General features: G+C 56.2%; 17 protein-coding genes and 1 pseudogene. 7 read left to right on the plus strand and 11 right to left on the minus strand.

Annotation, left to right across the window (positions count from 1 at the left end; translation table 11 throughout):
• From EV561_RS30895 to mgrA, 6 genes and pseudogenes are all read left to right on the plus strand, one after another.
• Nucleotides 1-393, plus strand: a pseudogene (locus EV561_RS30895) (xylose isomerase); the annotation flags it as partial.
• 45 nt (nucleotides 394-438) lie between these two features.
• On the plus strand, nucleotides 439-1,413 hold the full coding sequence (locus EV561_RS30900; protein ID WP_165927979.1) for a nucleoside hydrolase: 975 nt from the start codon (nucleotides 439-441) through the stop codon (nucleotides 1,411-1,413).
• A gap of 129 nt (nucleotides 1,414-1,542) precedes the next feature.
• Complete coding sequence (locus tag EV561_RS30905; protein WP_132527714.1) at nucleotides 1,543-3,072, plus strand: ABC transporter ATP-binding protein; 1,530 nt, start codon at nucleotides 1,543-1,545, stop codon at nucleotides 3,070-3,072.
• Between the two features lie 19 nt (nucleotides 3,073-3,091).
• Nucleotides 3,092-4,078, plus strand: a complete 987-nt coding sequence (locus EV561_RS30910) for an ABC transporter permease (protein ID WP_165927980.1) — start codon at nucleotides 3,092-3,094, stop codon at nucleotides 4,076-4,078.
• Nucleotides 4,071-4,973 (plus strand): ABC transporter permease, encoded by a 903-nt coding sequence (locus EV561_RS30915; RefSeq protein WP_132527718.1) that lies wholly within the window; start codon nucleotides 4,071-4,073, stop codon nucleotides 4,971-4,973. The genes EV561_RS30910 and EV561_RS30915 overlap by 8 nt, the downstream gene beginning before the upstream one ends.
• 265 nt (nucleotides 4,974-5,238) lie before the next feature.
• Entirely contained in the window at nucleotides 5,239-6,264 is a 1,026-nt protein-coding gene (gene mgrA / locus EV561_RS30920) for an L-glyceraldehyde 3-phosphate reductase (protein ID WP_132527720.1), read from the plus strand.
• A gap of 509 nt (nucleotides 6,265-6,773) precedes the next feature.
• Here the strand turns inward: mgrA and EV561_RS37390 are convergent.
• The 6 genes from EV561_RS37390 to EV561_RS30945 all read right to left on the minus strand — a co-directional run bounded on the left by EV561_RS37390 (nucleotide 6,774) and on the right by EV561_RS30945 (nucleotide 13,447).
• A complete protein-coding gene (locus EV561_RS37390) occupies nucleotides 6,774-6,938 on the minus strand; it encodes a hypothetical protein (protein WP_165927981.1) in 165 nt (54 codons plus the stop codon).
• Between the two features lie 71 nt (nucleotides 6,939-7,009).
• On the minus strand, nucleotides 7,010-8,386 hold the full coding sequence (locus EV561_RS30925; RefSeq protein WP_132527722.1) for an aminopeptidase P family N-terminal domain-containing protein: 1,377 nt from the start codon (nucleotides 8,384-8,386) through the stop codon (nucleotides 7,010-7,012).
• A 251-nt stretch (nucleotides 8,387-8,637) separates the two neighbouring features.
• Entirely contained in the window at nucleotides 8,638-9,855 is a 1,218-nt protein-coding gene (locus EV561_RS30930; RefSeq protein ID WP_132527724.1) for a Zn-dependent hydrolase, read from the minus strand.
• Between the two features lie 7 nt (nucleotides 9,856-9,862).
• Nucleotides 9,863-10,825, minus strand: a complete 963-nt coding sequence (locus tag EV561_RS30935) for an ABC transporter permease (protein WP_245513110.1) — start codon at nucleotides 10,823-10,825, stop codon at nucleotides 9,863-9,865.
• On the minus strand, nucleotides 10,809-12,317 hold the full coding sequence (locus tag EV561_RS30940; RefSeq protein ID WP_132527728.1) for a sugar ABC transporter ATP-binding protein: 1,509 nt from the start codon (nucleotides 12,315-12,317) through the stop codon (nucleotides 10,809-10,811). Before EV561_RS30940 ends, EV561_RS30935 begins: the two co-directional genes overlap by 17 nt.
• A gap of 14 nt (nucleotides 12,318-12,331) precedes the next feature.
• Nucleotides 12,332-13,447 (minus strand): substrate-binding domain-containing protein, encoded by a 1,116-nt coding sequence (locus tag EV561_RS30945; RefSeq protein ID WP_132527730.1) that lies wholly within the window; start codon nucleotides 13,445-13,447, stop codon nucleotides 12,332-12,334.
• Nucleotides 13,448-13,735: 288 nt separating this feature from the next.
• Between EV561_RS30945 and EV561_RS30950 the strand changes: the two genes are divergently transcribed.
• Entirely contained in the window at nucleotides 13,736-14,995 is a 1,260-nt protein-coding gene (locus EV561_RS30950; RefSeq protein WP_132527732.1) for an ROK family protein, read from the plus strand.
• A 400-nt stretch (nucleotides 14,996-15,395) separates the two neighbouring features.
• Here EV561_RS30950 and EV561_RS30955 read toward each other — a convergent pair whose 3' ends face one another.
• The 5 genes from EV561_RS30955 to EV561_RS30975 form a co-directional block, all read right to left on the minus strand.
• Nucleotides 15,396-16,613 (minus strand): condensation domain-containing protein, encoded by a 1,218-nt coding sequence (locus EV561_RS30955; protein ID WP_132527734.1) that lies wholly within the window; start codon nucleotides 16,611-16,613, stop codon nucleotides 15,396-15,398.
• A gap of 797 nt (nucleotides 16,614-17,410) precedes the next feature.
• On the minus strand, nucleotides 17,411-19,315 hold the full coding sequence (locus tag EV561_RS30960) for a methyl-accepting chemotaxis protein (protein ID WP_132527736.1): 1,905 nt from the start codon (nucleotides 19,313-19,315) through the stop codon (nucleotides 17,411-17,413).
• 272 nt (nucleotides 19,316-19,587) lie between these two features.
• The gene (locus tag EV561_RS30965; RefSeq protein WP_132527738.1) at nucleotides 19,588-21,180 is read right to left on the minus strand and encodes a bifunctional diguanylate cyclase/phosphodiesterase; all 1,593 of its coding nucleotides are present in this window, start codon (nucleotides 21,178-21,180) and stop codon (nucleotides 19,588-19,590) included.
• A gap of 18 nt (nucleotides 21,181-21,198) precedes the next feature.
• Complete coding sequence (locus tag EV561_RS30970; RefSeq protein WP_132527740.1) at nucleotides 21,199-22,026, minus strand: aldo/keto reductase; 828 nt, start codon at nucleotides 22,024-22,026, stop codon at nucleotides 21,199-21,201.
• A 70-nt stretch (nucleotides 22,027-22,096) separates the two neighbouring features.
• Complete coding sequence (locus EV561_RS30975) at nucleotides 22,097-22,978, minus strand: NmrA family NAD(P)-binding protein (protein WP_132527742.1); 882 nt, start codon at nucleotides 22,976-22,978, stop codon at nucleotides 22,097-22,099.
• Nucleotides 22,979-22,996 lie beyond the last annotated feature (18 nt).

Below are 22,996 nucleotides of genomic sequence, written 5' to 3' on the forward strand. Positions count from 1 at the left end.
ACCGACCAGTTCCCGAACAACGTTCCGGAAATGGCGCTGGCTTACTACCACGTTCTGGCAGGCGGCGGCTTCAAGAACGGCGGCACCAACTTCGATTCGAAGCTGCGTCGCCAGTCGCTCGACCCGGCAGATCTCTTGATCGGCCACATCGGCGGCATGGATTGCTGCGCCCGCGGCCTGAAGGCTGCTGCCAAGATGATCGAAGACAAGGCCCTGTCGCAGCCGCTTGCAGACCGCTACGCCGGCTGGGATTCCGCCGAAAGCCAAAAGCTGCTGCGTGGCGAATACTCGCTCGACGAGATCGCCCACTGGGTCGAAAGCAGGGACATCAACCCGCAGCCGAAGTCCGGCAAGCAGGAACTGCTGGAAAACATCGTCAACCGCTACGTCTGATCGTAGCGATCGCACCGACCCAATCCAAAGAGAATGAGGATATCCATGAAAAAGAAAGTCTTGATCGATTCTGACACCGGACTCGACGATGCCATGGCCTTCGTCCACGGCATGCTCTCCGACGACATCGAAATCATCGGTGTCACCAGTGCGTTTGGCAACGCCGAAATGATCGACTGCGCGTATCACGCCCTTGAAATCATCGAGCTGATGGGCAAGAAGATTCCGGTCGTGAAGGGAGCTACCGATCCCCTGATTTCGGGCTGCGGTCCGGCGGCCCACGTCCACGGCCAGTATGGTCGCGGGCCGCTTGGCAAGCAGGATCGCGAGAGCGAAATCACGCCCGGCTACGCTGCGATTTGGATGCTTGAGCAGATCCGCAAGTATGGTGACGAGCTCACAATCGTCGCAATGGGCCGTTTGACAAACATCGCGATCGCGACCCGTATCGACCCGGAACTGATGCGCATGGTCGGCCAGATCTACTGGCTGGGCGGCGCGATCACTGCCTCCGGCAACACCAGTCCTGTTGCCGAGGCGAACGTCGACGGCGACGCGGAAGCTGCCAAGATCGTCTGCACGTCAAAGCTTCCTCTCACGATCCTGACGCTAGACGTATCGATGAATGCTCGAATTTCGGACGAAGATGTCGAGAAGATGAAAAGCGTCAGGCATCCTGGCGTGCAGCATCTGGTCAAGGTCCTCCCGTACTACATCGACTATTATGAGACGATCTATGGCATCCGGGCATGCGCGGGACACGTCGGCCTGCTTCTCGCGCTCGTGATGGATCCGACCTTGATCAAAAAGGTTCATCACCTACCGGTGGATGTAGAAACGAAGGGTGAACTCACCCGCTCGATGCTCGTCGTTGACCGTCGGAAGCTTCGTGCGCTTTCGGAGCCCGACACGTCGAAGGATGGCGGCGCCCGGATCGTTGTGGACGCCGACACCGATCGCTATCACGAGATGTTCATGAACGCACTCATGAGCGCGGACAAGACCGCATCCGCGGTCTGATCGTCTTGACGTCATCGGAGCCGGCAACCAATCTTGGCGGTTCCGTTTCCGCATGGTCTTGTCGCGCGGTTCTATCCGCGCCGACGACCGATAGCAGCGGACACTCGCACTATTCGAGGAGACACGGGAATGCAGTGCGCTCTCCAGGCGGTTGGAATTAACAAGAAATACGGCGCCCTCGTCGTCAACAAGGACATTAACCTCGATATCATCGCAGGCGAAGTCCATGCAGTCATGGGCGAAAACGGCGCGGGCAAGTCCACGCTGATGGGAATGCTTTTCGGCCTCATAAAGCCGACAGGTGGGACGATCAAGCTGAAGGGCAAGGACGTGTCGTTCTCGTCTCCGCTGGATGCCATCGCAGCAGGCATCGGCATGGTTCATCAGTCATTCAAGCTATTCATGTCGCTCACCGTTTGGGAGAATATCACTTTCGGTTCGGAGCCGACCAGCATGGGGCTGATCGCAAGGCGGCAGGCCCGTCAACGGGTCCTCGAACTTGCAAGGCAACACAATTTGCCAATTGACCCAGATGCCACCGTCGGCAAGCTTCCGATTGGAATGCAGCAGCGGGTCGAGATTCTCAAAGCGCTCTACAGGAACGCTGACATTCTGATACTCGACGAGCCGACGGCGGTTCTCTCGCCCTCAGAGCGAGACGGTCTGCTCGCGACGATGCGTTCGCTCGCCGACAATGGCAAGGCCCTCGTTTTCGTCACTCACAAACTTAACGAAGTCATGACGGTGTGCGACCGGGTGACGGTCCTGCGAAAGGGCGTGGTGACCGAACGTTCGCTCGTCAGGGAAACGACCGCTGACGAGATTGTCACCGCAATGACTGGCCGCGAGGTAAGCAAGCATCTCGATCGGCCGTCGGCCAACTTGGGCGATGATGCGCTCGTGGTTGAAGGGCTGACCGTCGGCCCCAGTTCCAAGCCATTGGTGGACGGTCTTTCGCTCACGGTGCGTTCGGGAGAAATCGTCGGCATCGCTGGCGTCGCCGGAAATGGGCAGACGGAATTGGCAAACGCGATAACCGGCATCGGAGAGATGGCGAGCGGGAGGATCCGGATCAACGGCACGGACATCACTGCGCTGTCCGTGAAACAGCGCCGTCTGACTGGTCTGTCGTTCATTCCAGAAGACCGTCACGACGTCGGTTCGGTCTGGAACATGGGAGCGGACATCAACGTCGGCATGGGCAGCCTCGAAAAGGCGCCGCAAAGCCGACGTGGGATCGTCGACCGTGCAGCACTACGTGAAAAGGCCAAGAGACTGATCTCCGCCTTCAGCGTCGCCATTGCGGGACCCACGACGAAGGTCGGCAATCTCTCGGGCGGAAATCTTCAAAAGCTGATCGTCGCGCGGGAATTGGACTACGGCTCTCCGGTCCTCGTCGTGGAGCAGCCGACCAGAGGCGTCGATGTCGGCGCGATCGAGTACATACACCGCGTCCTTCTGGACGAGCGGACGAACGGCAAGGCCATCCTGCTTATCTCATCCGAGCTTCCTGAAATCTTGGCACTCAGCGATCGGATCCTTGTCATGTACGAGGGCAAGTTCGTCGCCGAGTTGGATCCCCGCAGGACCGATGAACGCGAGATTGGTTTCTACATGGCTGGCGCCAAGGAAAAAGGGAGAAGCGAAAATGCTCGCTAGTGTTTTCGGAAACCGTTGGATGGCCGCGCTCGCAGCGCTGGTATTTGGAACGGTACTTGCTCTGGCCATCCTTGCTGGATCGGGCACGAACCCGTTCGTCGCGATGGCGTCCTTAATCCACGGCAGCCTGGCGCCGGAGAGCCTCAGCGACACCATCAACTGGGCCGTGCCCCTCGTCGGAATGACCTTGGCGGCTGCCATTCCACTTCGTGCGGGCATCATCAATCTTGGAGGCGACGGGCAGCTCGTCGCCGGTGGCCTGGTCGCAGCACTCGTCGCGATCTACGGTCCTCAGATGGGCGCTCTTACGACGGCGCTCGCAGTCCTCGCCGCTATCGTTGCCGGAGGGCTAGTGGCGCTGGTCGCGGCATTGGGGGAGACAAAGTTTCGGATTCCGCTGCTGATCTCAAGTCTTCTCCTTAGCTATCCCATTGTCGGCGTCGCCTCTTACCTAGTGACCACACCGCTGGCCGATGTCGGGTCTGGTCTGGCTCAGACCGTCCAGGTGCCTGAAGCAGTTCGTCTCGGCCTCCTCGGCGGATCGGTCAACGCGGGAGCGATCCTCATCTTGTTGATCTGTGTCGCCGTCGTCGTCATCGACCGCTTCACCGTCTTCGGAATGCATGTTCAGGTGCAGGGCAGGAACAGCAAGTTTGCTCTCTATTCGGGCGTGAACACAGAAGCGCAGACCCTTCAGCTCATGGCGGCCGGCGGAGCGATCGCAGGTCTGGTCGGTGGCGTACTTGTACTGGGAAGTTTCTACCGTTTCATCGACGGCGCGCTTCTGACGCCTGGCTATACCTACTCAGGACTGATGGCTGCACTGGTCGGTAACGGGCATCCGCTTCTTTCAATCGTTACGGCGCTATTCTTTTCCGCTCTGCAGACCGGCGGTTTCGCCATGCAGCGCGCTACCGGCGTCCCGAGAGTGTTCACGACGATGATGCAGGCCGCAGTCGTGCTCGTCCTCACCCTGAAACCCGGAAAGCACGAATCCCATGACTGACATCATCTCACCATTTCTTGTGTTCTCCGCAATTCAGGCCGCGACGCCGTTGCTTCTCGCGGCTCTTGCCGGACTCCTTTGCTCCCGTGCAGGCGTCTTCAATATGGCGCTGGAAGGGCAGATGCTCGTCGGCGCCTTCGCCGCGGTCTTCGGATCCTATGTGACCGGAAGCCAGCTGGGCGGCGTCGCTCTTGCGATGGTCGCTACGATGGCCTTCTCCATCATCCTGGGCGGCGGAGCCACCTATCTGCGAGGCAACCCAGTCGTCATCTGCGTGGGAATGAATCTGCTGGCGTCGGGGCTGACCGCCTTTCTACTGCGCAGCATATTCGGTGTAAGTGGGACATTCACCTCGCCTCGGATCGCGCCGCTTTCCAAAATCAGGCTGCCCTTCCTCGAGGCTCTAGGATCATACGGCCGGGCCTTCAGCAACCAGACTTCGCTGACCTACCTGGCGTGGGTGCTGCTCATCGTCTGCACCGTGGTTCTGTTCAAAACCGCCGCAGGGCTTCGCATCAGAGGTGTCGGCCAGAATACTGCCGCTGCAACGACCCTTGGAATAAATGTAATGAGATTTCAGCTCCTCGTGGTCGTCCTAACTGGAGCACTTGTGGGCCTGGCGGGAGCGCAGCTCTCTTTGGGCGCGGTCACCTTGTTCTCCGAAGACATGACGGCAGGGCGAGGATGGATTGCTCTTGTGGCGATCATGCTGGCGCGTGACAATCCCCTAGGGGCCGCGGCCGCGGCGCTCCTTTTCGGTCTCACCGACGCACTGGGACTGCGGCTGAGCTCGTTCGGGGTGCCCTACCAGTTGACAAACACGATTCCTTACGTGGTCACGCTGGTCGCTCTAGTCCTGCTCTCCCGCGACAGAAGAACGCATGCCACCACCTGAACATCTACCGATTGCTCTTGCAGTCAAGACGGGGCGATGGAGATGACATTGCAGCATATGCATAGTCCAATCACTACATTACGCGGTCGAGTACAGTCCGATTAAGAGCGACTCGGAGTGCGCCAGTCGGCAGTTCACGACGCGAGAGTTTAGTCGATACGAAGGCAAGACAAGCCACCCAATCATCGTCGTTATGAATTCGGTTAAATTGAACGGGTTTGGGCATCACTAATAGTTTGACCACGAAACAGAACTGGAGGTTCAAATGTACATTCCTGCGCCAGATCGCTATCAAGGAACCGAGTATAGAAGGTGCGGAACTTCCGGGCTAAAGCTCTCTCCTATTTCCCTTGGCCTTTGGCAAAATTTCGGCGGAACGGACGTTTTCGAGACAGGAAGAGCAGTCATTCGTCGAGCATTTGATCGTGGTGTCACCCACTTTGACCTGGCGAACAATTATGGTCCTCCCTATGGTTCGGCAGAGGAGAACTTCGGCAAAATCCTCAACCTGGATCTTCGCTCACATCGTGACGAACTGCTCATTTCGACAAAGGCCGGCTATGATATGTGGGGCGGACCTTACGGATCTGGCGGATCGCGGAAGCACTTGATTGCCTCGCTGGAACAAAGTCTCGATCGCATGGGCATTGAATACGTAGACATATTTTACTCACACCGGCCGTCAGAAGATGTCCCACTGGAGGAAACAGTGGCAGCTCTCGCTCAGATCGTCAGACAGGGAAAAGCACTCTATGTCGGCATATCTTCCTATAGCCCCGAGCGCACTCGCGCAGCGTTTGAAAGCCTGAAAAGCGAAGGCATCACACTGCTCATCCACCAGCCATCTTACTCAATGCTCAACAGATGGATCGAGGACAAGTTATTGGCAGTACTTGACGGCCTTGGCGTCGGCTGCATCGCGTTCTCTCCCTTAGCTCAAGGGCTTCTGACTTCAAAGTATCTGGATGGTATACCGGCAAACGCTCGCGTTACGCGTTCTACATCTTTTGGTGAAAATCTCCTGAGCGGAGACGTAATCGAAAAGGTACGTGGCCTAAACGAGATCGCAAAAAAACGCGGTCAAACACTTGCTCAGATGGCTATCGGCTGGACATTGCGGTCTTCGTTGGTGACGTCTGCATTGATCGGCGCAAGGAATGTTGAACAACTCGATGACTCGCTTGATGCATTGAAGAATGTTGCTTTTTCCGCCGAAGAACTTACTGCGATAGATCGGCTCGCCACAGAGGGCGGGGTTGATCTTTGGCGAAGCCAGTCACGCATCATCTAGTTCCAGATGCTTTTCGTCCTCGTCGCTGCTCTCGCCAGCGATCCGCCGGAAGCAATCAAGCAAGGCAGTGCGTGAGCGCGGGATGATCGTGACGCGAATTGCAATAGTACATCGTCCGGCAATATAACGCATAATGCGCCGCTAGAGATTTCGTCTTTGATGCGAGCTTTGGGAAAAATAGGTAAGTCCCAAGGCAGCCTTGACGGCACTTATCGTCATCGGGGTATCATTGATCGAAATCAGGCCGGAGTCTTAGCTTTCATCTTCCGGCGCGCTGCCCCGAGTTCCTATCGATAACTGGGGCGTCGCCCAGTCTAATCTGAATCCGAAATGATCAGCTAATTCTGATCGGTCGGTCGGCTTGCCATCCTTCGCCAGGTAGCGCGGTGAAGCCGCAATGACCCATGTTGGCACCCCCGCAAGAGGAACAGCTAGCTGGCAATTCCAGTGACCATTTTCAGATCTGGAGATAGCCTCAATGAAGGTTCGTATATCAGATATTGCTCGTATTATTCGAAGTAAGACGCCATGAGCGCGGGGTCGAGCGTCACCGGGTCGGAAACGACGCCGACATTCAGCGTTCCGCCCCTCGCAGGATCATGGGCTTGCGTTCCGGCCGCAGCGAGCAAGAAGGAAGCTGCTGCGGCAACCACTTCGAGTAATCTTCTGATCACTTGAGTTCCCCTTTGTTAGACATTTGATGGGGGCGCCCGATGTACTCGAGCGTCCCTGATAACCGCGAAGCTTATGTTCTGACGAACGCGAGGTTGCGCGCGAGTATGAACGGCGTCAGATATCCGCAAAGATTACTCATCGGCATCACCTCCTCTCTCAAGCTGATGCCTAGATACTCGACCATGAACTCTCTTCGAGCCCTCATCCTGTCCCAGCAATCGGGATATTTTTCCCGAATCTCAGCCCGCCCGCGTTCATCCAAAAGCACAATGCCGTCCTCCGCGTTCGCCGTTTGATAGGCTGATCCTGTCGCGGGAATAATGTCCATTTGAAGCGCCGAATGACTGTGAAGAGTCTCCACGCTGTTCGGATACACTGGCGAATTTATCCACTCCTCAAGGTGAAGTAGATGTCCCGGATTCAGGAGGACGTTGAAGAAGGGATCGCCGAGGCGTTCACGCACCAGCGCATCAAGGCGGCCACCCTCGACGCCGATTCCGACAGTCGAATACCAATCACACACTGTCTCGAAATAGGGAGCTGCAAGACGCTGTACGTAATCTCGAATGTTGTCATCCAGGTCGTCTGGACCTTCCGCAACGAAGCCGGCACGCGCTGTGAGTGCACCAACATATGAGAATGCAATCAGAAACGGGTCGCCACGTTGGATCGTTTTGCTGGAAGGGCTTCTCAATCCGTCCGCCACGGACTCGCCCGATGTCAGCAGTGTATGTGCGCTGAGAGGCAAGCCGATCGGTGCGAGTAATTGGCTCGCCTCAAGCTCGGTGATGCCGGGCTTGACGTTCCGCAGAAGGCGACGGACAGCCTCGGAGCCATGGGTTGCCGCGAACTCAAATTGAGCAATCTCGTCGACCTCAATATGAGTTCGAAGGCCAGTACTCGAATCCATGAGGACATCGGCCGCATTACCGACAGGGCCAAAACCACGGAGAGCATCGGCAATATAGGAAGGTATGTCTAGACAAGTCGAAGGCTTGGGATGCTCCTTCTGCGTAAAATATTTCCAACCGACCGCAGCAATTCTTGAGCCGGTCTCCAACCCAGCTTCTGCCAAATAGTCCGGAAGGAACTTGGTGTCCGTCCGATCCTGACCGAGCAGACCGAAGGGCTTATAAACGACTACCTCAGCTTCGATTGCGGACTTACGGGCCACACCCTGGTTCTCTATGCCCGTCAAGAGCACCGGCTTTTTTCCCTTCGCAACGATAAGCAGCGCTTCCTCGAAGCGTGGGTCAAAGCCAGTGAGATAGGCGATATTGGCGCAATGCTCTCTGTCGCCGTAAACGGCCACCGCATCGAAACCGCGAGCCCAGACTGCAGTCAAAAATCGATGAAAGCGGTCTTCGTAAACGGTCTTTGCAATCTCCGGTCTTATCGTGGGTGTTCCGAAATCTGGCAATTCGAGATGTCTCAGTTCGACGGGCATTTGCCCCTCCATTTTTTTGATATGGTGCAGCCGCCCTTCTCGCGAAAACCGGAGCGGCACGTTGGATACGTCGTCAAATAAGTTGATCGACCGCTGACTTGACCCGGCGCAATCTTAAGAGCGCCGGGTTGGCGTTTTTCGAAGCGCAGCCGTAGCTACGTACAAACGGCATTCGCGCCGTCTTTCGGCAGCAATGTCCAACCTCGTCCGGCGGGAACCGGAAGAGCGAAAAATCAATTGACGTATGGCTTCTAGAGCAGGCGCTCGACCACCGAGTTGAGCGCGACCACGGCCTGGCGAATGTCGTCGTCGTCCGTAAATTCCGCAGGCGAATGAGAGATCCCATCGCGGCTTCTGACAAAAAGCATAGCCGTGGGGATACCTGCCGCGGCCACTTCGGCGGCGTCGTGGAGTGGTCCACTTGGGATTGTTATGCTCTTGCCTTGCTCGTTCCCAACCACTTCTTCGAAAATCGATACCAGATGGGGATCAAACCTGACGGGTGGCGTCGACCAAAGATCGTCAAGCCGGACATCGACACCTTCTTCGGCCGCGATCTGCCGTATCGCGTTTCTGACTATGCGACCTGTCCTTTGCAGTACTTCTAGATCGTCGTGCCCGTGCTCGATGATGATGGAGGAGCCTTCCGCCACTGTCGTTGTGAAATTGGGGGTAACTTCGCACCGCCCGACGCTTCCCACCCCCCCCAAGCGCAGTGCCGTATCACGGACAAGAGTGATCACTCTGGCCGCTGCGACAAGTGCGTCCTTGCGGCCGATCATCGGGCTTGCCGCAATGTGATCCAACCGCCCACTGAACGTGGCCTGGTATCGGTCAGCACCATAGGTTCCGCTGACTGCGGCAAGGGGCTTGCCGAGACGCTCTAGAACCGGCCCTTGCTCTATATGTAACTCGACATAGGCTCGCGCATTCTTGAGCCACCGTCCCGTGCGCTCAAACTTTTCAATCGAGGCACCGTAGGCATTGATCAGTTCTTCGACACTCTCGCCCTTGAGTGATCGCAGCTTTCGAATGTCCTCAAGACGTAGTGTATTTGCAACCGCGCCAGAACCGATCAGACTTCGGCCGAACTGAACCCCTTCTTCATCTGCAAAACTCACTACCCTAAACGTCTTGCTCTGCCTTTTTCCAGTCTCAGCGAGCGCTCTTCCGATCTCAAGTCCGGCCAACACACCCAGTGCTCCGTCGTATTTGCCGCCGTCACTTACCGAATCGAGGTGGCTTCCGACAACTATGGCTTCCTCGCTTTCGCCCGTGAGTGTAAGCCACTGATTTCCTGCTTCATCATTGTCGGACTGCATTCCGACTTGGCCTGCCTTATCGCGCAGCCATATGCGCGCGTTCTCCCAGGTTGGCGTCCAGCACAATCGCTGCGCCCCGCCACCATTGCCGGTCAATTGGGCAAGTTCCTCGAGATCTCGGAGGACTCGATCAGGATTAATGGTCATGTTTCACCTATTTTCTGCGCTGACCCAGGCCCTGCAGCAGTACCGCAATGACTATCAGCACGCCTCTGGCGATGCGTTGAAGGAAGGGGTCGACCCCCGTGAGATTAAGGATATTTGCGAGTACGCCAAGGATGGCCGCTCCGACGAACGTGCCGGCAATCGTCCCCTGTCCGCCGAAAAGGCTAGTCCCCCCTACGACGGTTGCCGCGATCGCGTCCAGTTCCGAGCCGTCGCCTGCAGTACCGCTTCCAACGCCAAGTTGGGACGCGTACAAGACGCCTGCGAGCGCTGCGCAAACACCCGAAATGACATAGACTGCGAGCTTGGTGAAGCGGACGTTGATGCCGCTGAGACGCGCGGCTTCTTCGCTCGATCCGATCGCGTAGACGCCTCGGCCAAAGACGGTGTTGCGAAGGATGAAGTGGGCAACGACGGCCAGGATAAGAAAGACAACGGTCGGATTTGGGACACCCAGCGTCTTGCGGTTACCGAGCTCATACAGAAAGTCTGCGTCGATCGGAATGGCTTCGCCGCCGCTCAAAATCAACGCTAATCCGCGCGCGGCTGCAAGCGTTCCAAGCGTCATGATAAACGGCTGGATCCGTCCAAATGCCACTCCCACGCCATTGACACCGCCCAGCAACGCTCCCGACAAGATTGCTGCGACAATGCCGGCTGCGGCGCCATAGTCCTTGGTGACATGCGCGATGATGACCGCAACTACCGCCATCATGGAACCGACCGACAGATCGATTCCCGATGTGAGGACAACGAATGTCATGCCAACCGCGAGCACGCCGACAATCGCAATTTGGCGTGAAACATTGAGCAGGTTGGGTTCGGTCAGGAACTGCGCCGACGCGAGCGAGGAAAACAGCAGAAGTGCTATCAGACCGACAACGGACCCTTTCGGTACCTTTACGCGCCAGCGCCTCTTGGCGACCGGCAGTTCTTCAGATTGAGTTTGCAAGGGGTTTGTCCTCCACGTCTTCGGAAAGTGCATATCTGCTGATGGTGTCCTCTGAGATCTGCGGGCGATGCAACATGGCCCTGCTTCTTCCTTTCCGCATGACCATCACGCGGTCGCAAATCAGAATCAGCTCATTGATCTCGCTAGACACAACTAGGACTGCCACGCCGTCCGAGGCGAGTTGATGGATGATTTTGTAGATGTCAGACCGGGCCCCTACATCGACACCCCGTGTCGGTTCATCAAGAATGAGGAGTTTCGGCTTCGTAATGAGCCAGCGCGCCAAGAGGACCTTTTGCTGATTGCCGCCCGAAAGCTCCCGAACTGGCTGGTCGACGTCCTGGTATCGCGTCTTGAGCGGCTTGAGGGCTTCAATCGCGAGAACTTTCTCCTTTGCGCGGGTGATCCAGGACATGGGTGACCGTCCGAACATCCCCGCCAGCGAGACGTTCTCTCGGATGCTGCGGTCGAGAAGAAGTCCGTCGGTCTTGCGGTCCTCCGAAAGGAACGCCATTCCGAGTCTCCGTGCGTGTTTGTGGTCGCCAGAGCGCACAAGCTGATTGGAGAATAGCACATCGCCGCTGATCCGCTTCTCAAACCCGGCTACAGCCCGCACAAGCTCACTTCTGCCCGAACCAACGACGCCGGCTATCCCGAGCACCTCGCCTGCCTTCAATTCGAAACTTACATTCTCGAACATCCTGCCGCTCAAAGCCGCCACTTTCAGCGCTGTGGCGCCGGGGGTACTCGCATCGCGAATTGTCTGAACAACATCTCGGCCCGTCATATGCTTGATGAGTTGCTGCTCGGTCATCTCCTTCGTCGGCCATGTTCCAACACAGCGACCGTCTCGCAGAACGGTTACCCTGTCCGCCAGTTTAAAGACTTCATCAAGATGGTGGGTGATGTAGACCACCGTGACACCTTCGGCCTTCAGACGCATCACGGTCTGATGAACGACCTCAATGTCATGTTTGCCCAGCATCGCCGATGGCTCGTCAAGAACGAGGATCTTGGCATTCCTGAACACAGCCCGAGCGATTTCGAGGAGCTGTCTCTGACCGAGGGACAGGTCGGAGACGAGCGTGTCCACGTCGAGATTAATCTTAAGACGGGCGAGCGCCTCTCTTGCTTGCTTTCTGGCCTCGCGCCAGTTCACAACGCCGAACCGGCTGGGAAGCTGTCCCAGCAATACGTTTTCAGTGACCGAAACACTCGGGCACGCCGTCAACTCCTGGTGGACCACGCTTATGCCCTTGCTTAGCGCTTCGCGTGGACCGAAGGAATCGACGCGGCCGTCATGGAGCCAGAGCTCGCCTGATGATGGAGAGACACTTCCTGACAGGATATTGATCAAAGTACTCTTACCTGCGCCATTCTCGCCGGCGATGGCATGGATCTCGCCGGCTTGGAGTGAGAGGTCTATGCCGCTCAAGGCATAGACCCCCCTGTACTCCTTGGAGATTTTGCGCAGTTCAATGACCGTAGTCATGATTGCGCAACTCCTCAGCAGGGATTTGACGGAGGTGCGAAACGGCCCCAGCCCGTTTTAATTGCTTCGTTCGCGTTCGACTTGGTCACAGGATCGCCGTTTGGAAGGCGCAGTCTCAGACCTGGCTGGTCATATTTCTCAGCATTCGGGAATTCCTGGCCGCGAAGGGCATAGATCGCCGCGCGAAGGCCAATGTCGCCGATCAGTGCGGAGTAGCCGATATTGCCTGCAAGCTGGCCGTCGGCGACCGACTGCATGCCGGCCCGTGAGGCGTCGATGGTGTAAACACCGATCTGCTTACATTTTCCAGCACGAGCGACCGATCGGGCAGCAGCCCAACCCATGTCCTCGCCATGAGTGAAGATCGCGTTCAGGTCCGGAAACCGTGATATAAAATCGTCCGTCACCGAGGCCGTCTTCTCTCGTTCCCATTCTCCGTCGCCGCGGGCCACAAGCTGTACGTCCGGATGCTCCTTAAGAGCTTCCGCAAGACCTTTGCCCCGGTCAATTGCTACGGAAGTTCCCGATAGGCCCGTAATTTCCGCTATCTTGCCCTTGCCCCCGATGTCACTGATCATCTGCTCGGCTTCTGCCTTGGCAAGTGAGATGTTGTCTTGGCTGATGAACAGAGTTTTGGGACCATAAATATCTCGGTCGATTGCGATCACGGGCTTTCCGGCGTCCATGACCCGACGAACGGCATTAGACAATCCGTTTGCCTCGAGAGGACTTACGATCAGTGCATCGACGCCCTTGGCAAATAGGTCGTCAATATCGTTGCTTTGCTTCGATAGGTTGCACCCGGCATCTGTGGTAATAATTTCGACATCGGGATGACGCTTAGCCTCTGCAAGCACGCTTTCAAGCATGGCGACGCGATAAGGAAACGTAAAGCAAGTCTGGGAAAATCCAACGAGGATCTTCTTCTTGCCTTCGATGTTCACTGGCCCTTCCGGAAGAGGAAGGACGGACGTGTATGGTAAATCGGCATATGTCTCCACCGACTTTTCTTTAACGAGGGCTTGTCCATTGCCTGCTTCCTCCCCATGGGCCGAGGCAAACGCGGCGCAGACAAATAGAGGTGCCGCGAAACCGAGCCAAGCCCGGCGCGTCTGAATATAATTGATCATTTCAAGTGCTCCCAGTTACGATAAGTTTTGTCAGCATACAAATGCGTGGCGCTTATCTTCACGCCTTTACCTCGGATTGACTGGCAAAACCATCTTGCAATTCCGAAGATAAGTTGATTGAATAAACTAAGTCAAGCGGGCGGAGATAATTTTGTTTCGGCCTCGCCGAGGTCGCATGACGTCGTTGTCTGCTGGCAGATGATCGCGGTATCAGGTATCTCACGTCGACTGGCGATGTAGAATCGACCTGCTGGAGGAGCTGCCGTAGGAGGCAGATATCCTCTTCGTATGGGCGGCAAGGAAATGAATGTGGACAATTTGATCAGAAAGGGAAGACAAACCCGGCAGATGACAATGGACCGGGAAGGCATGCGTCGGGCGAACCTTGCAGTGATCCTGAAAGAGATTGTGCTTTCCGGTCCAATCTCAAGAGCACAGCTTACTAAGTTGACAGCTTTGAACAAGGCAACCGTCACAAACCTGACTGACGAATTGCTTGAAACGAACTGGATACGAATGAGCGGCACGAATCGCGGCCCCGTGGGGCGTCCTCAGGAACTTTTATCTCCAAATCCTGCTAAAGGCGTCATCGTTGGAGCAGAGATTAACGTCGATCACGTGAAAGTTCTCGTCTCTGACCTTTCGGGGAGAGAAAGGATCGTTTCCAAGGTAGAACGGGTCCTCGGTGCGATGACCTTTGGGGAGAGTATCCAGCTTGTCGGTGATACTATACGGGCTGCTCTAAACGAATTGGGTCTCTCGCCATCGTCGGTGCTTGGCATTGGGTTAGCAGTTCCGGGTGTCGTGGACGAGAAGAAGCAGTTGCTCGTAGCCGCGAATCTCGGATGGCGTCGCCAAGACGTCCAGCGACTACTCCGGGCCGAGTTGCGGGATTTGATCCATCCTAATGTGATCATCGCCATAGACAACGAAGCGAATCTTGCTGCGATAGGAGAGCAGGTTTATGGCCCCCTGGGGTCGCTGGAGAATTTCATTTATCTTTCTGGCGGGCCAGGGATCGGGGCAGGGGTCATGGTCAATGGGCATATCCTGCGGGGCGCGCACGGCGCCGCCGGTGAAGTGGGCCACATCACGGTCCAGCCGGATGGGCCGCAATGCGAGTGTGGAAAGAAAGGCTGCTGGCAAGTCTACGTCGGTCGAGATACCCTGGCGCGGCGGTACACAGAGAGGTTGCGGATCGCGGGAAGAGAAGCTGCTGGGGCTCTCACTCATCTTGACATTCGTTCGCGTTCAAGAGCCGGCGATGAGAACGCCGCTGAATCGATGCGCACCCTTGGACATTATCTCTCGGTCGGGCTCGGAAATCTGGTCGAGATGTATGATCCGGCCGCAATTGTCCTTGGGGGTTTTTTTGCAGAGATTTACGATGATGATTTTGCGGAGTTGAAGGCCGAGTTTGTTGACTGGTTGATGGACAGCTTCGGCCGCAACGTTGATTTGAGGAGCCCCGTAAAGGGTCAAAATGCGGCGGTTTGGGGGGCGGCTGGCGTGATCACCGGCCTGCTTCTTGAGGATCCGCGGTCATGAGATCTTGAGGCTTTGACTGCATTGCTCAATATCAGGTTGTAGCGCAGCGGCCCCGAGCAGATAGGAGTTCGAGTAAAGCGCCCATCGCGAGACAAGTTCTTGCCCGTGAAAATGGACCAAGCAAAACATGGCCGTGGCACAAAATGCACGTAATCGTTCCGGGGCCGAAGCAGCACGCCTTGCCACTGATCACGATTGCGCGCAACTCGGGCCTTACGCTATTGGCCGCTGACGATTCAGAATAGATGGTTGCGTGATGTCCGCCGAGCTCTACATCGGAACGAGCGCGCCTGTCCGAGGTGCGATGCGCGAGGCCATCCATCTGCCAGGGTCCTAGCTCGCTTCCCGCCGACAGCTCGGCCGGCGGGAGGTGGCATATTCGCCGTTTGTCATCCGGACTTCAACGCGACGCGTTTTGCAGTCTGGCCTGGATTTCTTCTAAGAAGCCGGGCAGTGGGTACCAGCTGGAGTGCACGAGATGAAGCGATCCGTTGATCGTCGAGACGCCGATGGTTTGCTCCGTGTCGTGGCCTCGAAGAACCACAGGTGCCCACAAGGCCTCAATCGTCAGTTCTCCGATCGAAGACGAGAACGGGACTTGCCCCAAGTTGGACACGAGCATGGTATCGGAGAAGGCGTCTGCATTGAAACGAGCCCCATCAGTTTCATCCATGTCGGTCGACATTGCTTCATAGACCGCACTGAAGACCGGGGCTCCGCCCTCGAGTGTCTTCACCGAAAGTAAGGAAGCAGCGACTGACCTAGCCATCTCCCAAATGTCGCTAGGCGCTTTGGGATCTATCACGGTTGATGTCTTGCTGACAGCGACAACACATTCATCGTTTAGCTGTAACAGCTTTCGAAGATTGACCGGAGAGAAGATGCTGACGGCTTGATCGCGCCACGCGGCGTCAATGGCGCGCCCTGCCAAAGTCGCTGCGGCACAAATAATCCCGTGCATTGTCGTGCCTTCCCGTCGTGCGCGCTCCCTCAACAAGGTGGTCGTTTCGGACGCAACGGCTAGGCCCTTTACGTGCACAGGCTTCTTTAAGCGTTCAACCGCTAGAGCGTGCGACAGCCGCTTGCCGGGCGCTGATGTCGGTCTAGTCGGGGCGCCCAATATCTGGTCGATTGACGGCGGAAAATCATAAGGGGCCAGCTGCTGCCCTGATAGTGCCTCCAGCAAATCTCGAAGCATATAGATCGACGACAACCCATCGGAAATGGCGTGATGAGTGACAAGGAGGACGAATACTTTTTCACTTTCGTGTATCAACACTACACGAGCGAGCGGTCCTTCGGTCGGATCGAACAATGTGGCGATTTCCCGCTCCACTTCCCGCTCCCAAGTTGTTCCTAGCGGAGCAACCCGCAAAGGAACCCTGCCGCCGGACGTTCTGTAGAAATGGGGAACCCGCTGCTGCGAGGAGTCGATAGAGACGGACAGCATTGGGTGCCGCGCCTGGAGCGCATCCACTGCAGCGCGCCAATCGGATACACGTGTCCGCCCTTTCACCTCCGCAGCGATGCAGAAATGCATCGGGGAACTATGATCGAAAAGCCAGAAGTACTCTTCAATGACCCCGAGCGGGCGTAGAGTAGGAAAACAGGTGTCCATCGCGTATCCTCAAAATCCTGATGATTGTTTTGTCGGTTGTCGGGTGCCTATCCGGGGGCAAAGTGTGAAATTCTGTGACGTCTCCGTCGGTACTGACCTGCCCAAAAAGCGACGTCGCTTGGGACAAGCGCAATCCTTCAGAATGAGCGTGATCTCAGGTTCATTGTCCTGAAGATTGCTGTAATGGGCTTCCCGGCCGGAAGAACGCTTCCTGACCAAATCCTATATCCCCGCCGTCGGCGGGTTCCGAACGCCGTTATGTCACTACAGGAGTGACCAACAATCATTGTCCCGCATCAGGAACCGCGTTGGGCCCACGGGGAATCAGAATGAAAAGTTCTAAAACAACACTTATACGCCAACAATGCGGTTGTGCTGTGAGTTTAATTTCGCGTAGCGCACATTGCCTATCTGGACCAACGGGGGCCGAGATTGCGACGACGTCTGGCGGTCGAAAAGGTTGGACACATATCGTGTTGCCGCGCGACTACCACGGCGTAAATAGACGGCGTGGCTGTTCCAAATCCTGTCAGATCGTTCTCATGATCACCGAGTGACGATCGAAAAGGATAAAATCATCGCGTTTGATGGGCGCTGCGGTGCCGGATATCGAGTTACCAGCACCCGATTGTGATGGCAGCTCAAAGCTAGGTAGTTTGCGATGCGAAGGCCGTGATCAGTTGCTGAATTTGATAGTCGGCGTTTTGCCAAGCAGCTAGTCTGATTGGTATTTTTTCGTCACCTTAGACACGTGCCGCTCCCATCTTCGAGAGCGGCACGTCTATTCCATCAAAATTTTATGCCTCGCTAACCGCAGCGCGACCGGAGTCAGCGGCGCTCCCCCGAGCGAAGGCGAGCCGCGGTCGCCGGGACAAGGCGAAAGCATCATCAGAGTCCAGCTTAGCGGATCGAGGCCCTAAGTCGAACCGTGAGACAATCCTTCGAAGTGTTGTAACCTCGGCCTTCAAGGATGCACTCGCAGCATTGCTTTCCTCGACCATTGCTGCGTTTCTCTGGGTGACCTGATCCATGTGATTGACCGCCGTGTTGACCTCTGAGAGCCCGGCAGCCTGCTCTTTCGCGGAGGTTGCGATCGCATCCATGTGTCGGTTTATTTCGACAACGTTACTTTCGATACTCTTCAATGCCACCCCTGTTTGGCTCACGAGTCTCACCCCTCCCTCGACTTCCGTGGTGGAGGTGCGTATCAGGCTCGTGATTTCACGCGCCGCCACCGCCGACCGCTGCGCCAGTTCGCGCACCTCTTGAGCGACAACTGCGAAACCTTTGCCAGCCTCGCCAGCTCGCGCAGCTTCGACTCCTGCGTTGAGCGCAAGAAGGTTTGTCTGAAATGCGATGTCATCGATGACCCCAATGATGTTGGAGATCTGTTGCGATGAGGTTTCGATCTTTTGCATAGCCGTGACTGCGTCGGCGACGATCACGCCGGAACGCGCAGCGCTGTCATTTGTCTTCTGTGCAAGCTTTCTTGCTTCATTTACCCTATCAGAGGCGTTGACGACATTTGTCGTAATTTCGTCGAGAGCTGCAGCGGTCTGCTCAAGCGAGGCAGCTTGTTGCTCTGTACGTTTTGAGAGGTCACCAGCACTGACGCTGATCTCTGTTGTCCCGCTATCGATGGAGCCGGTTGCATCCTGCACGTTAGCGAGTGTTTCTCTTAACTGAGCGACGGCAGCATTATAGTCGGCTCGCAGACTTTCGAAATCGTCAGCGAACGGTTCGGCGAGCTGAAAGGTCAGATCCCCCGTTGCGAGCCGCTGCAGGCCTTCAGCCAGTTGAGCGGTTGCCACCTGCATCTCTTCTGAGCGTGCGCGTTCGATTGTCGCATTGGCTTCACGCTCCTTCTCGTTCTTGTCTCGCAACAACTGGGCTTCGTCCTCAAGTTGGCGGGCGCGAATACCATTGTCCTTGAAAATCCGCACAGCCTTCGCCATGCTCCCGACCTCGTCTCTCCGCTCCGCGTTCATAACGGGCGCAGCCAAATCACCGTTCGCGAGTTGCACCATCGTTGCGGCAAGTAGTTTGATCGGTTGGACAAGTGAGGATCTGGCTGCAAATATCGCAAGGGTCATCACCACGACGAGGCCTGCGATGATGATGACGAATGTTGCATCGATCGCGTCTTGGGACGCCGCTGAAAGCTCAAGATTTCTGGTCTCCACCATGTCGCTAAGACGCTGGGCTGCGACGCTAATTTCGGCGCTGAGAGACGGAAAGCGTGGTTGGCAATCGCGAAGGAACGTCGCTTGTGAAGCTGCAACGTCGGATGCTGCTGTCGCGATCATCGCCGCCTTAACGGTCGCTTGGCAGACACCGTCAAGAACATCAAGACCTCTGGCCTTTAGCCGTGGCAGGGCGGCGTCGTCGGATGCTGCCGCGATTGCCGTGTCCATTTCGCGCAGAAACCTGTCGTGCGCATCTCTCAATTCCCCGATCGCCTTTGCGTTCAGGTCGTCGTCCGTTAACATCAGCAAGTCGCCGATGGCAGCACGACTGTTCTCAAATGCTTTATCGGCCTTGCCGAGGGCCAGTGCTGCAATCGAATCATGCGTCAGGACTTCCGTATAGCTTGAGTTGATCTTCGATATCTGGCTGACCGAGTAAGTGGCGACAAGGATTGTAAAAATACCGAATGCTGCAATGAGCGTAGCGAGCTTTCCGACGATGGGTAGGTTGTTCATATGGTATGCCTCCGCGCCACCGCAGCGGTGGTGTGCTTGATGATTGTGACGACGTGGGACGGACCATCAGCAAATTCATTCTGCCAGGGATACCGGACGAGGCGGGGAAAACATGTCTCGTTCATTGGTGGAAACGGTCAAGGAAGCCGGACCGATATTCTTCGTGTGAGTAGCTTCACCGGATCTCTATTCACTATGAAGCGCTAAGAATAGAGAACGGTGAAGTAGTACCTTTATTGAAGACAGATTTACGCTGGCGCTTTAAGTCTGGTTCAACGCAGCATACGGATGTCAGCAAGTGGTCGGGGATGGTCAAAAAGATATCCCTGCATGTCTCGGCAACCAATACGCGATACCCATTCTTTTTGGGCTTCTGTCTCTATACCTTCTACGGTGACAGGCGTTCCTAATGCCGCAAAAAGCTCCATAATGGCTCGGAGTATCTTCTCAGATTGCATTGACGTCCCTATGCGCTGCACGAACGAGCGGTCGATCTTCACTGTGTCGAAGGGGAAGTTTTGGAGATAGCTGAGTGAAGAAAACCCGGTGCCAAAGTCGTCGAGCGCGATTGCGACGCCAGCCGCTCGAATTTTCCGCAAGATGTCCATATTTGCATCGCTGTCGTGGAGAAGGACTGACTCGGTAATTTCAAGCACCAGACGGCTTGACGAGAGTCCCGCTGCCGCTAGGGCCGCCTGCACCGTGGAGGGGAAAGAGCCATCCAGGAACTGCCGTGGCGAAACGTTGACTGAAACTTTTATTGTCTCCGGCCAAGCCACAGCATCCTGACAAGCCTGGTAAAGCACCCATTCCCCGATTGACGATATGAGCCCGGTTTCTTCAGCCAGCGGCACAAATTCCATCGGCGAAATCAGGCCATGCTCTGGATGTTTCCATCTTAGCAGCGCTTCGTAGGACGACGCACGTCCGCTTTCGCTGTCTACCAGCGGCTGGTAAAAAACACAAAATTGTCCGAGTATCAGGGCTTGGCTGAGATCTCTAAGGAGCGCTTGCCTGCGAAGAAAATCCTCCTCCATCAAAGGCTCATAAAGCAGGAAGCAGCTTCCCTGCTCCGATTTGGCTCGATAGAGAGCCAAATCAGCCCTCCGCAAAAGGTCGTTCGATGACTTGGTCCCTTCTATCTCCACCACACCTATCGAAACTTCTGGGATCAAGACCACTCCATCAATGTCGATCGGTTCGCAAATTGCGGAAATCAGTCGTCGGACAAAAATTCCAAGATCAGCCCCGCCGCTGAATTTTTTAAGAATTACGGCGAATTCGTCGCCACCAAGACGGCCGACGTTGCCTCCGGACTGAACGACTTGGATCATTCGAGTAGAAACGATCCGCAAGAACGCATCGCCTGTCGCGTGTCCATGAACGTCATTGATTTTCTTGAAGTGGTCGAAGTCCAACATCAAGATGGCGCTCCCGGTGAGATCATCACCTTTGCACGCGAGCCAGCGTGTGAGCTCTTCTTCCAGCGAGCGACGGTTCCCTAAACCTGTGAGGCTGTCGTGATAGGCAAGATGTCGAGCGCGCCCTTCCGCAATGATCCGTCGTTCAATCTCTTGTCGTTGAACGACGTACTGCCATGCTCCAAGACCGAGAAGCCCTAAGGTGATCGTCAGTCCAAGATACAGGGACTCATCAAGTTGTACGATTATGTTGTTTGGACTGACGCTTTCGCTCTCATCGAGAGCATTGATCGCCCACGCGAGGTAAGTTATCGAAGTTCCGCCCAGCAATACGAGGGCGCGCAGCCAAGACGTTGTTTTCCTGGCTGCAAAAGAGTGAGCTGTTAGCATTCGACTGACCCAAATAGAAGTCTGCGATCCATGTTGAGCGTTACCGCCGCTCATATGAACAGTCGCTCAACATCAGTCGCTGGCGTTCCAGTCGCAGGCGAAAGGCGGATTGACGAACCGCTGGTCCTTTGGCAAGGCCGCGATCAGCGCGAGGTCTTCTTCATCCAGACGTACCGACATTGCCTCAAGATTGCTCTTCTGGCTCTCGACCCTGGCTGCCTTTGGAATTGCGATTACACCGTCCTGGCCAAGGAGCCATGCGATGGCAACCTGTGTCGCCGAGACAGCGTGCTTCCGTCCAATGTTCTCAAGAACTTGGTCGCTTGCTGCCCGTCCCTGGGCCAGCGGTGCGTAGGCCGTCAGTGCAATGCCCTTAGAGCGCAGATATTGAAGCATCGGTGTTTGCGAGAGGTACGGGTGGTACTCGACCTGGTGGACGGCGATCGGTACCTGGACCTCCTCCACAGCGCGCCGGATCATCGGCATGTTGAAATTGCAAACGCCGATCGCGCGCGCATAGCCGTGTTCACGAAGTCGCTCCATCGCGGTCAGGGTTGCCGCAATGTCCATGTCTGCCGATGGCCAGTGCACGAGAAAGAGATCGACATAATCCATCTTCAGCTTTTCGAGGCTTGTAGCAAAGGCTCGCTGCAAAGCTTCCGGCGCCAGTTGATCGTGCCAGACCTTGGTTGTGACGAAGAGTTCGCGGCGATGAATACCGGAGCCTGCGATCGCCGTGCCGACCGCCGCCTCATTCTCATACATCGCCGCGGTATCAATATGTCGATATCCGAGCGAAAGCGCGCTTTCGACTGCCGGCTGCGCACTAACACCGGGCATCCGGAACGTTCCAAGGCCAAGACGAGGCATCGCCACACCTTGAGTTTCGATTGTGTCCATTGGATATTCTCCTTCCACGACAAAGCTGCAGATGCAGGCGGAAAAATCCCCCTGCATCCTGATCGTTCTCTTAGACTCGATCGTCCGTATTGTACCCGGCGACCAGCGCGTTGATGACCTGCTGTAGCAAGGTGTTTCCCTTTTCCGCGAAGCGACCGGCATCCTTGAACTCGATCCAGCTTTCGTTGAAGCCATCGAGCATACGGATGCGTGGCACGGGATTTTTCATCCCCTGAGAGCGGAACAGCTCCTCCCAGGTGTCACGTTTGACAATTTCGACCTTGACCGGCCTGTTGAGTGCGACTTCGAACGCATGCGCCAGGTCGTCCGGCGAAACGCGTTGTGCAGCCTCGAGCTCGACAACGCGCTTGCCGGTCCAGTCCTGCTGGATCAACTCTGATGCCAGGATGCCGATGTCCTTCGTCGCGATCATCGGGAACTTCTTGTCTGCTGGCTGCAGGAAGCTGTAGAGAACACCTGTGTCACGCGCCGTGGCGACATCCCAAAGCGCGTTTTCCATGAACCATGCAGGCCGCAGGAAGGTGACGGGAAGATCAAGTTCGTTAAGGGCCTTTTCCAGCATCGTGCGCTGAGAGAGCAGATTGTCCTCTTTAGCGTCAGCGCCGATCGTCGACAGGCAAAGCACCTTTTTCGGGCGGGCTGCCTTGAGTGCCGCGACGACACTATCGATTACCCTCTGGGCCTCGGGATAGCCGGGCTCCGGATCGAATTCGGACGGCGGAAGGATGAACACAGCTTCGGTGCCGGTGAAGGCGGCCGACAGCGCCTTTGCGTCTTCCATTTCTGCTATAGCGATCTCGCAGCCGAGAGCGGCCCAGGGAGTGCCTTTCGCTCGATCGCGAACGATTGCCCGCACGGGCTTGCCGTTTTCAAGCAGGGTCCGCGCAAGTGCGCCGCCGACTTTTCCGGTGATACCAGTTATTGCGTACATGTCTGATTTTCCATTCAG

It is taken from the genome of Rhizobium sp. BK376, from assembly GCF_004341625.1.
Taxonomy (GTDB): Bacteria; Pseudomonadota; Alphaproteobacteria; order Rhizobiales; family Rhizobiaceae; genus Rhizobium.

Excerpts from the sequence above, each read along its gene's own strand:
- EV561_RS30900 (WP_165927979.1), top strand. The coding sequence starts at position 439 with ATGAAAAAGAAAGTCTTGATCGATTCTGACACCGGACTCGACGATGCC.
- EV561_RS30905 (WP_132527714.1), top strand. The coding sequence starts at position 1,543 with ATGCAGTGCGCTCTCCAGGCGGTTGGAATTAACAAGAAATACGGCGCC.
- EV561_RS30910 (WP_165927980.1), top strand. The coding sequence starts at position 3,092 with ATGGCCGCGCTCGCAGCGCTGGTATTTGGAACGGTACTTGCTCTGGCC.
- EV561_RS30915 (WP_132527718.1), top strand. The coding sequence starts at position 4,071 with ATGACTGACATCATCTCACCATTTCTTGTGTTCTCCGCAATTCAGGCC.
- mgrA (WP_132527720.1), top strand. The coding sequence starts at position 5,239 with ATGTACATTCCTGCGCCAGATCGCTATCAAGGAACCGAGTATAGAAGG.
- EV561_RS30925 (WP_132527722.1), bottom strand. The coding sequence starts at position 8,386 with ATGCCCGTCGAACTGAGACATCTCGAATTGCCAGATTTCGGAACACCC.
- EV561_RS30930 (WP_132527724.1), bottom strand. The coding sequence starts at position 9,855 with ATGACCATTAATCCTGATCGAGTCCTCCGAGATCTCGAGGAACTTGCC.
- EV561_RS30940 (WP_132527728.1), bottom strand. The coding sequence starts at position 12,317 with ATGACTACGGTCATTGAACTGCGCAAAATCTCCAAGGAGTACAGGGGG.
- EV561_RS30945 (WP_132527730.1), bottom strand. The coding sequence starts at position 13,447 with ATGATCAATTATATTCAGACGCGCCGGGCTTGGCTCGGTTTCGCGGCA.
- EV561_RS30950 (WP_132527732.1), top strand. The coding sequence starts at position 13,736 with ATGGGCGGCAAGGAAATGAATGTGGACAATTTGATCAGAAAGGGAAGA.
- EV561_RS30955 (WP_132527734.1), bottom strand. The coding sequence starts at position 16,613 with ATGGACACCTGTTTTCCTACTCTACGCCCGCTCGGGGTCATTGAAGAG.
- EV561_RS30960 (WP_132527736.1), bottom strand. The coding sequence starts at position 19,315 with ATGAACAACCTACCCATCGTCGGAAAGCTCGCTACGCTCATTGCAGCA.
- EV561_RS30965 (WP_132527738.1), bottom strand. The coding sequence starts at position 21,180 with ATGAGCGGCGGTAACGCTCAACATGGATCGCAGACTTCTATTTGGGTC.
- EV561_RS30970 (WP_132527740.1), bottom strand. The coding sequence starts at position 22,026 with ATGGACACAATCGAAACTCAAGGTGTGGCGATGCCTCGTCTTGGCCTT.
- EV561_RS30975 (WP_132527742.1), bottom strand. The coding sequence starts at position 22,978 with ATGTACGCAATAACTGGTATCACCGGAAAAGTCGGCGGCGCACTTGCG.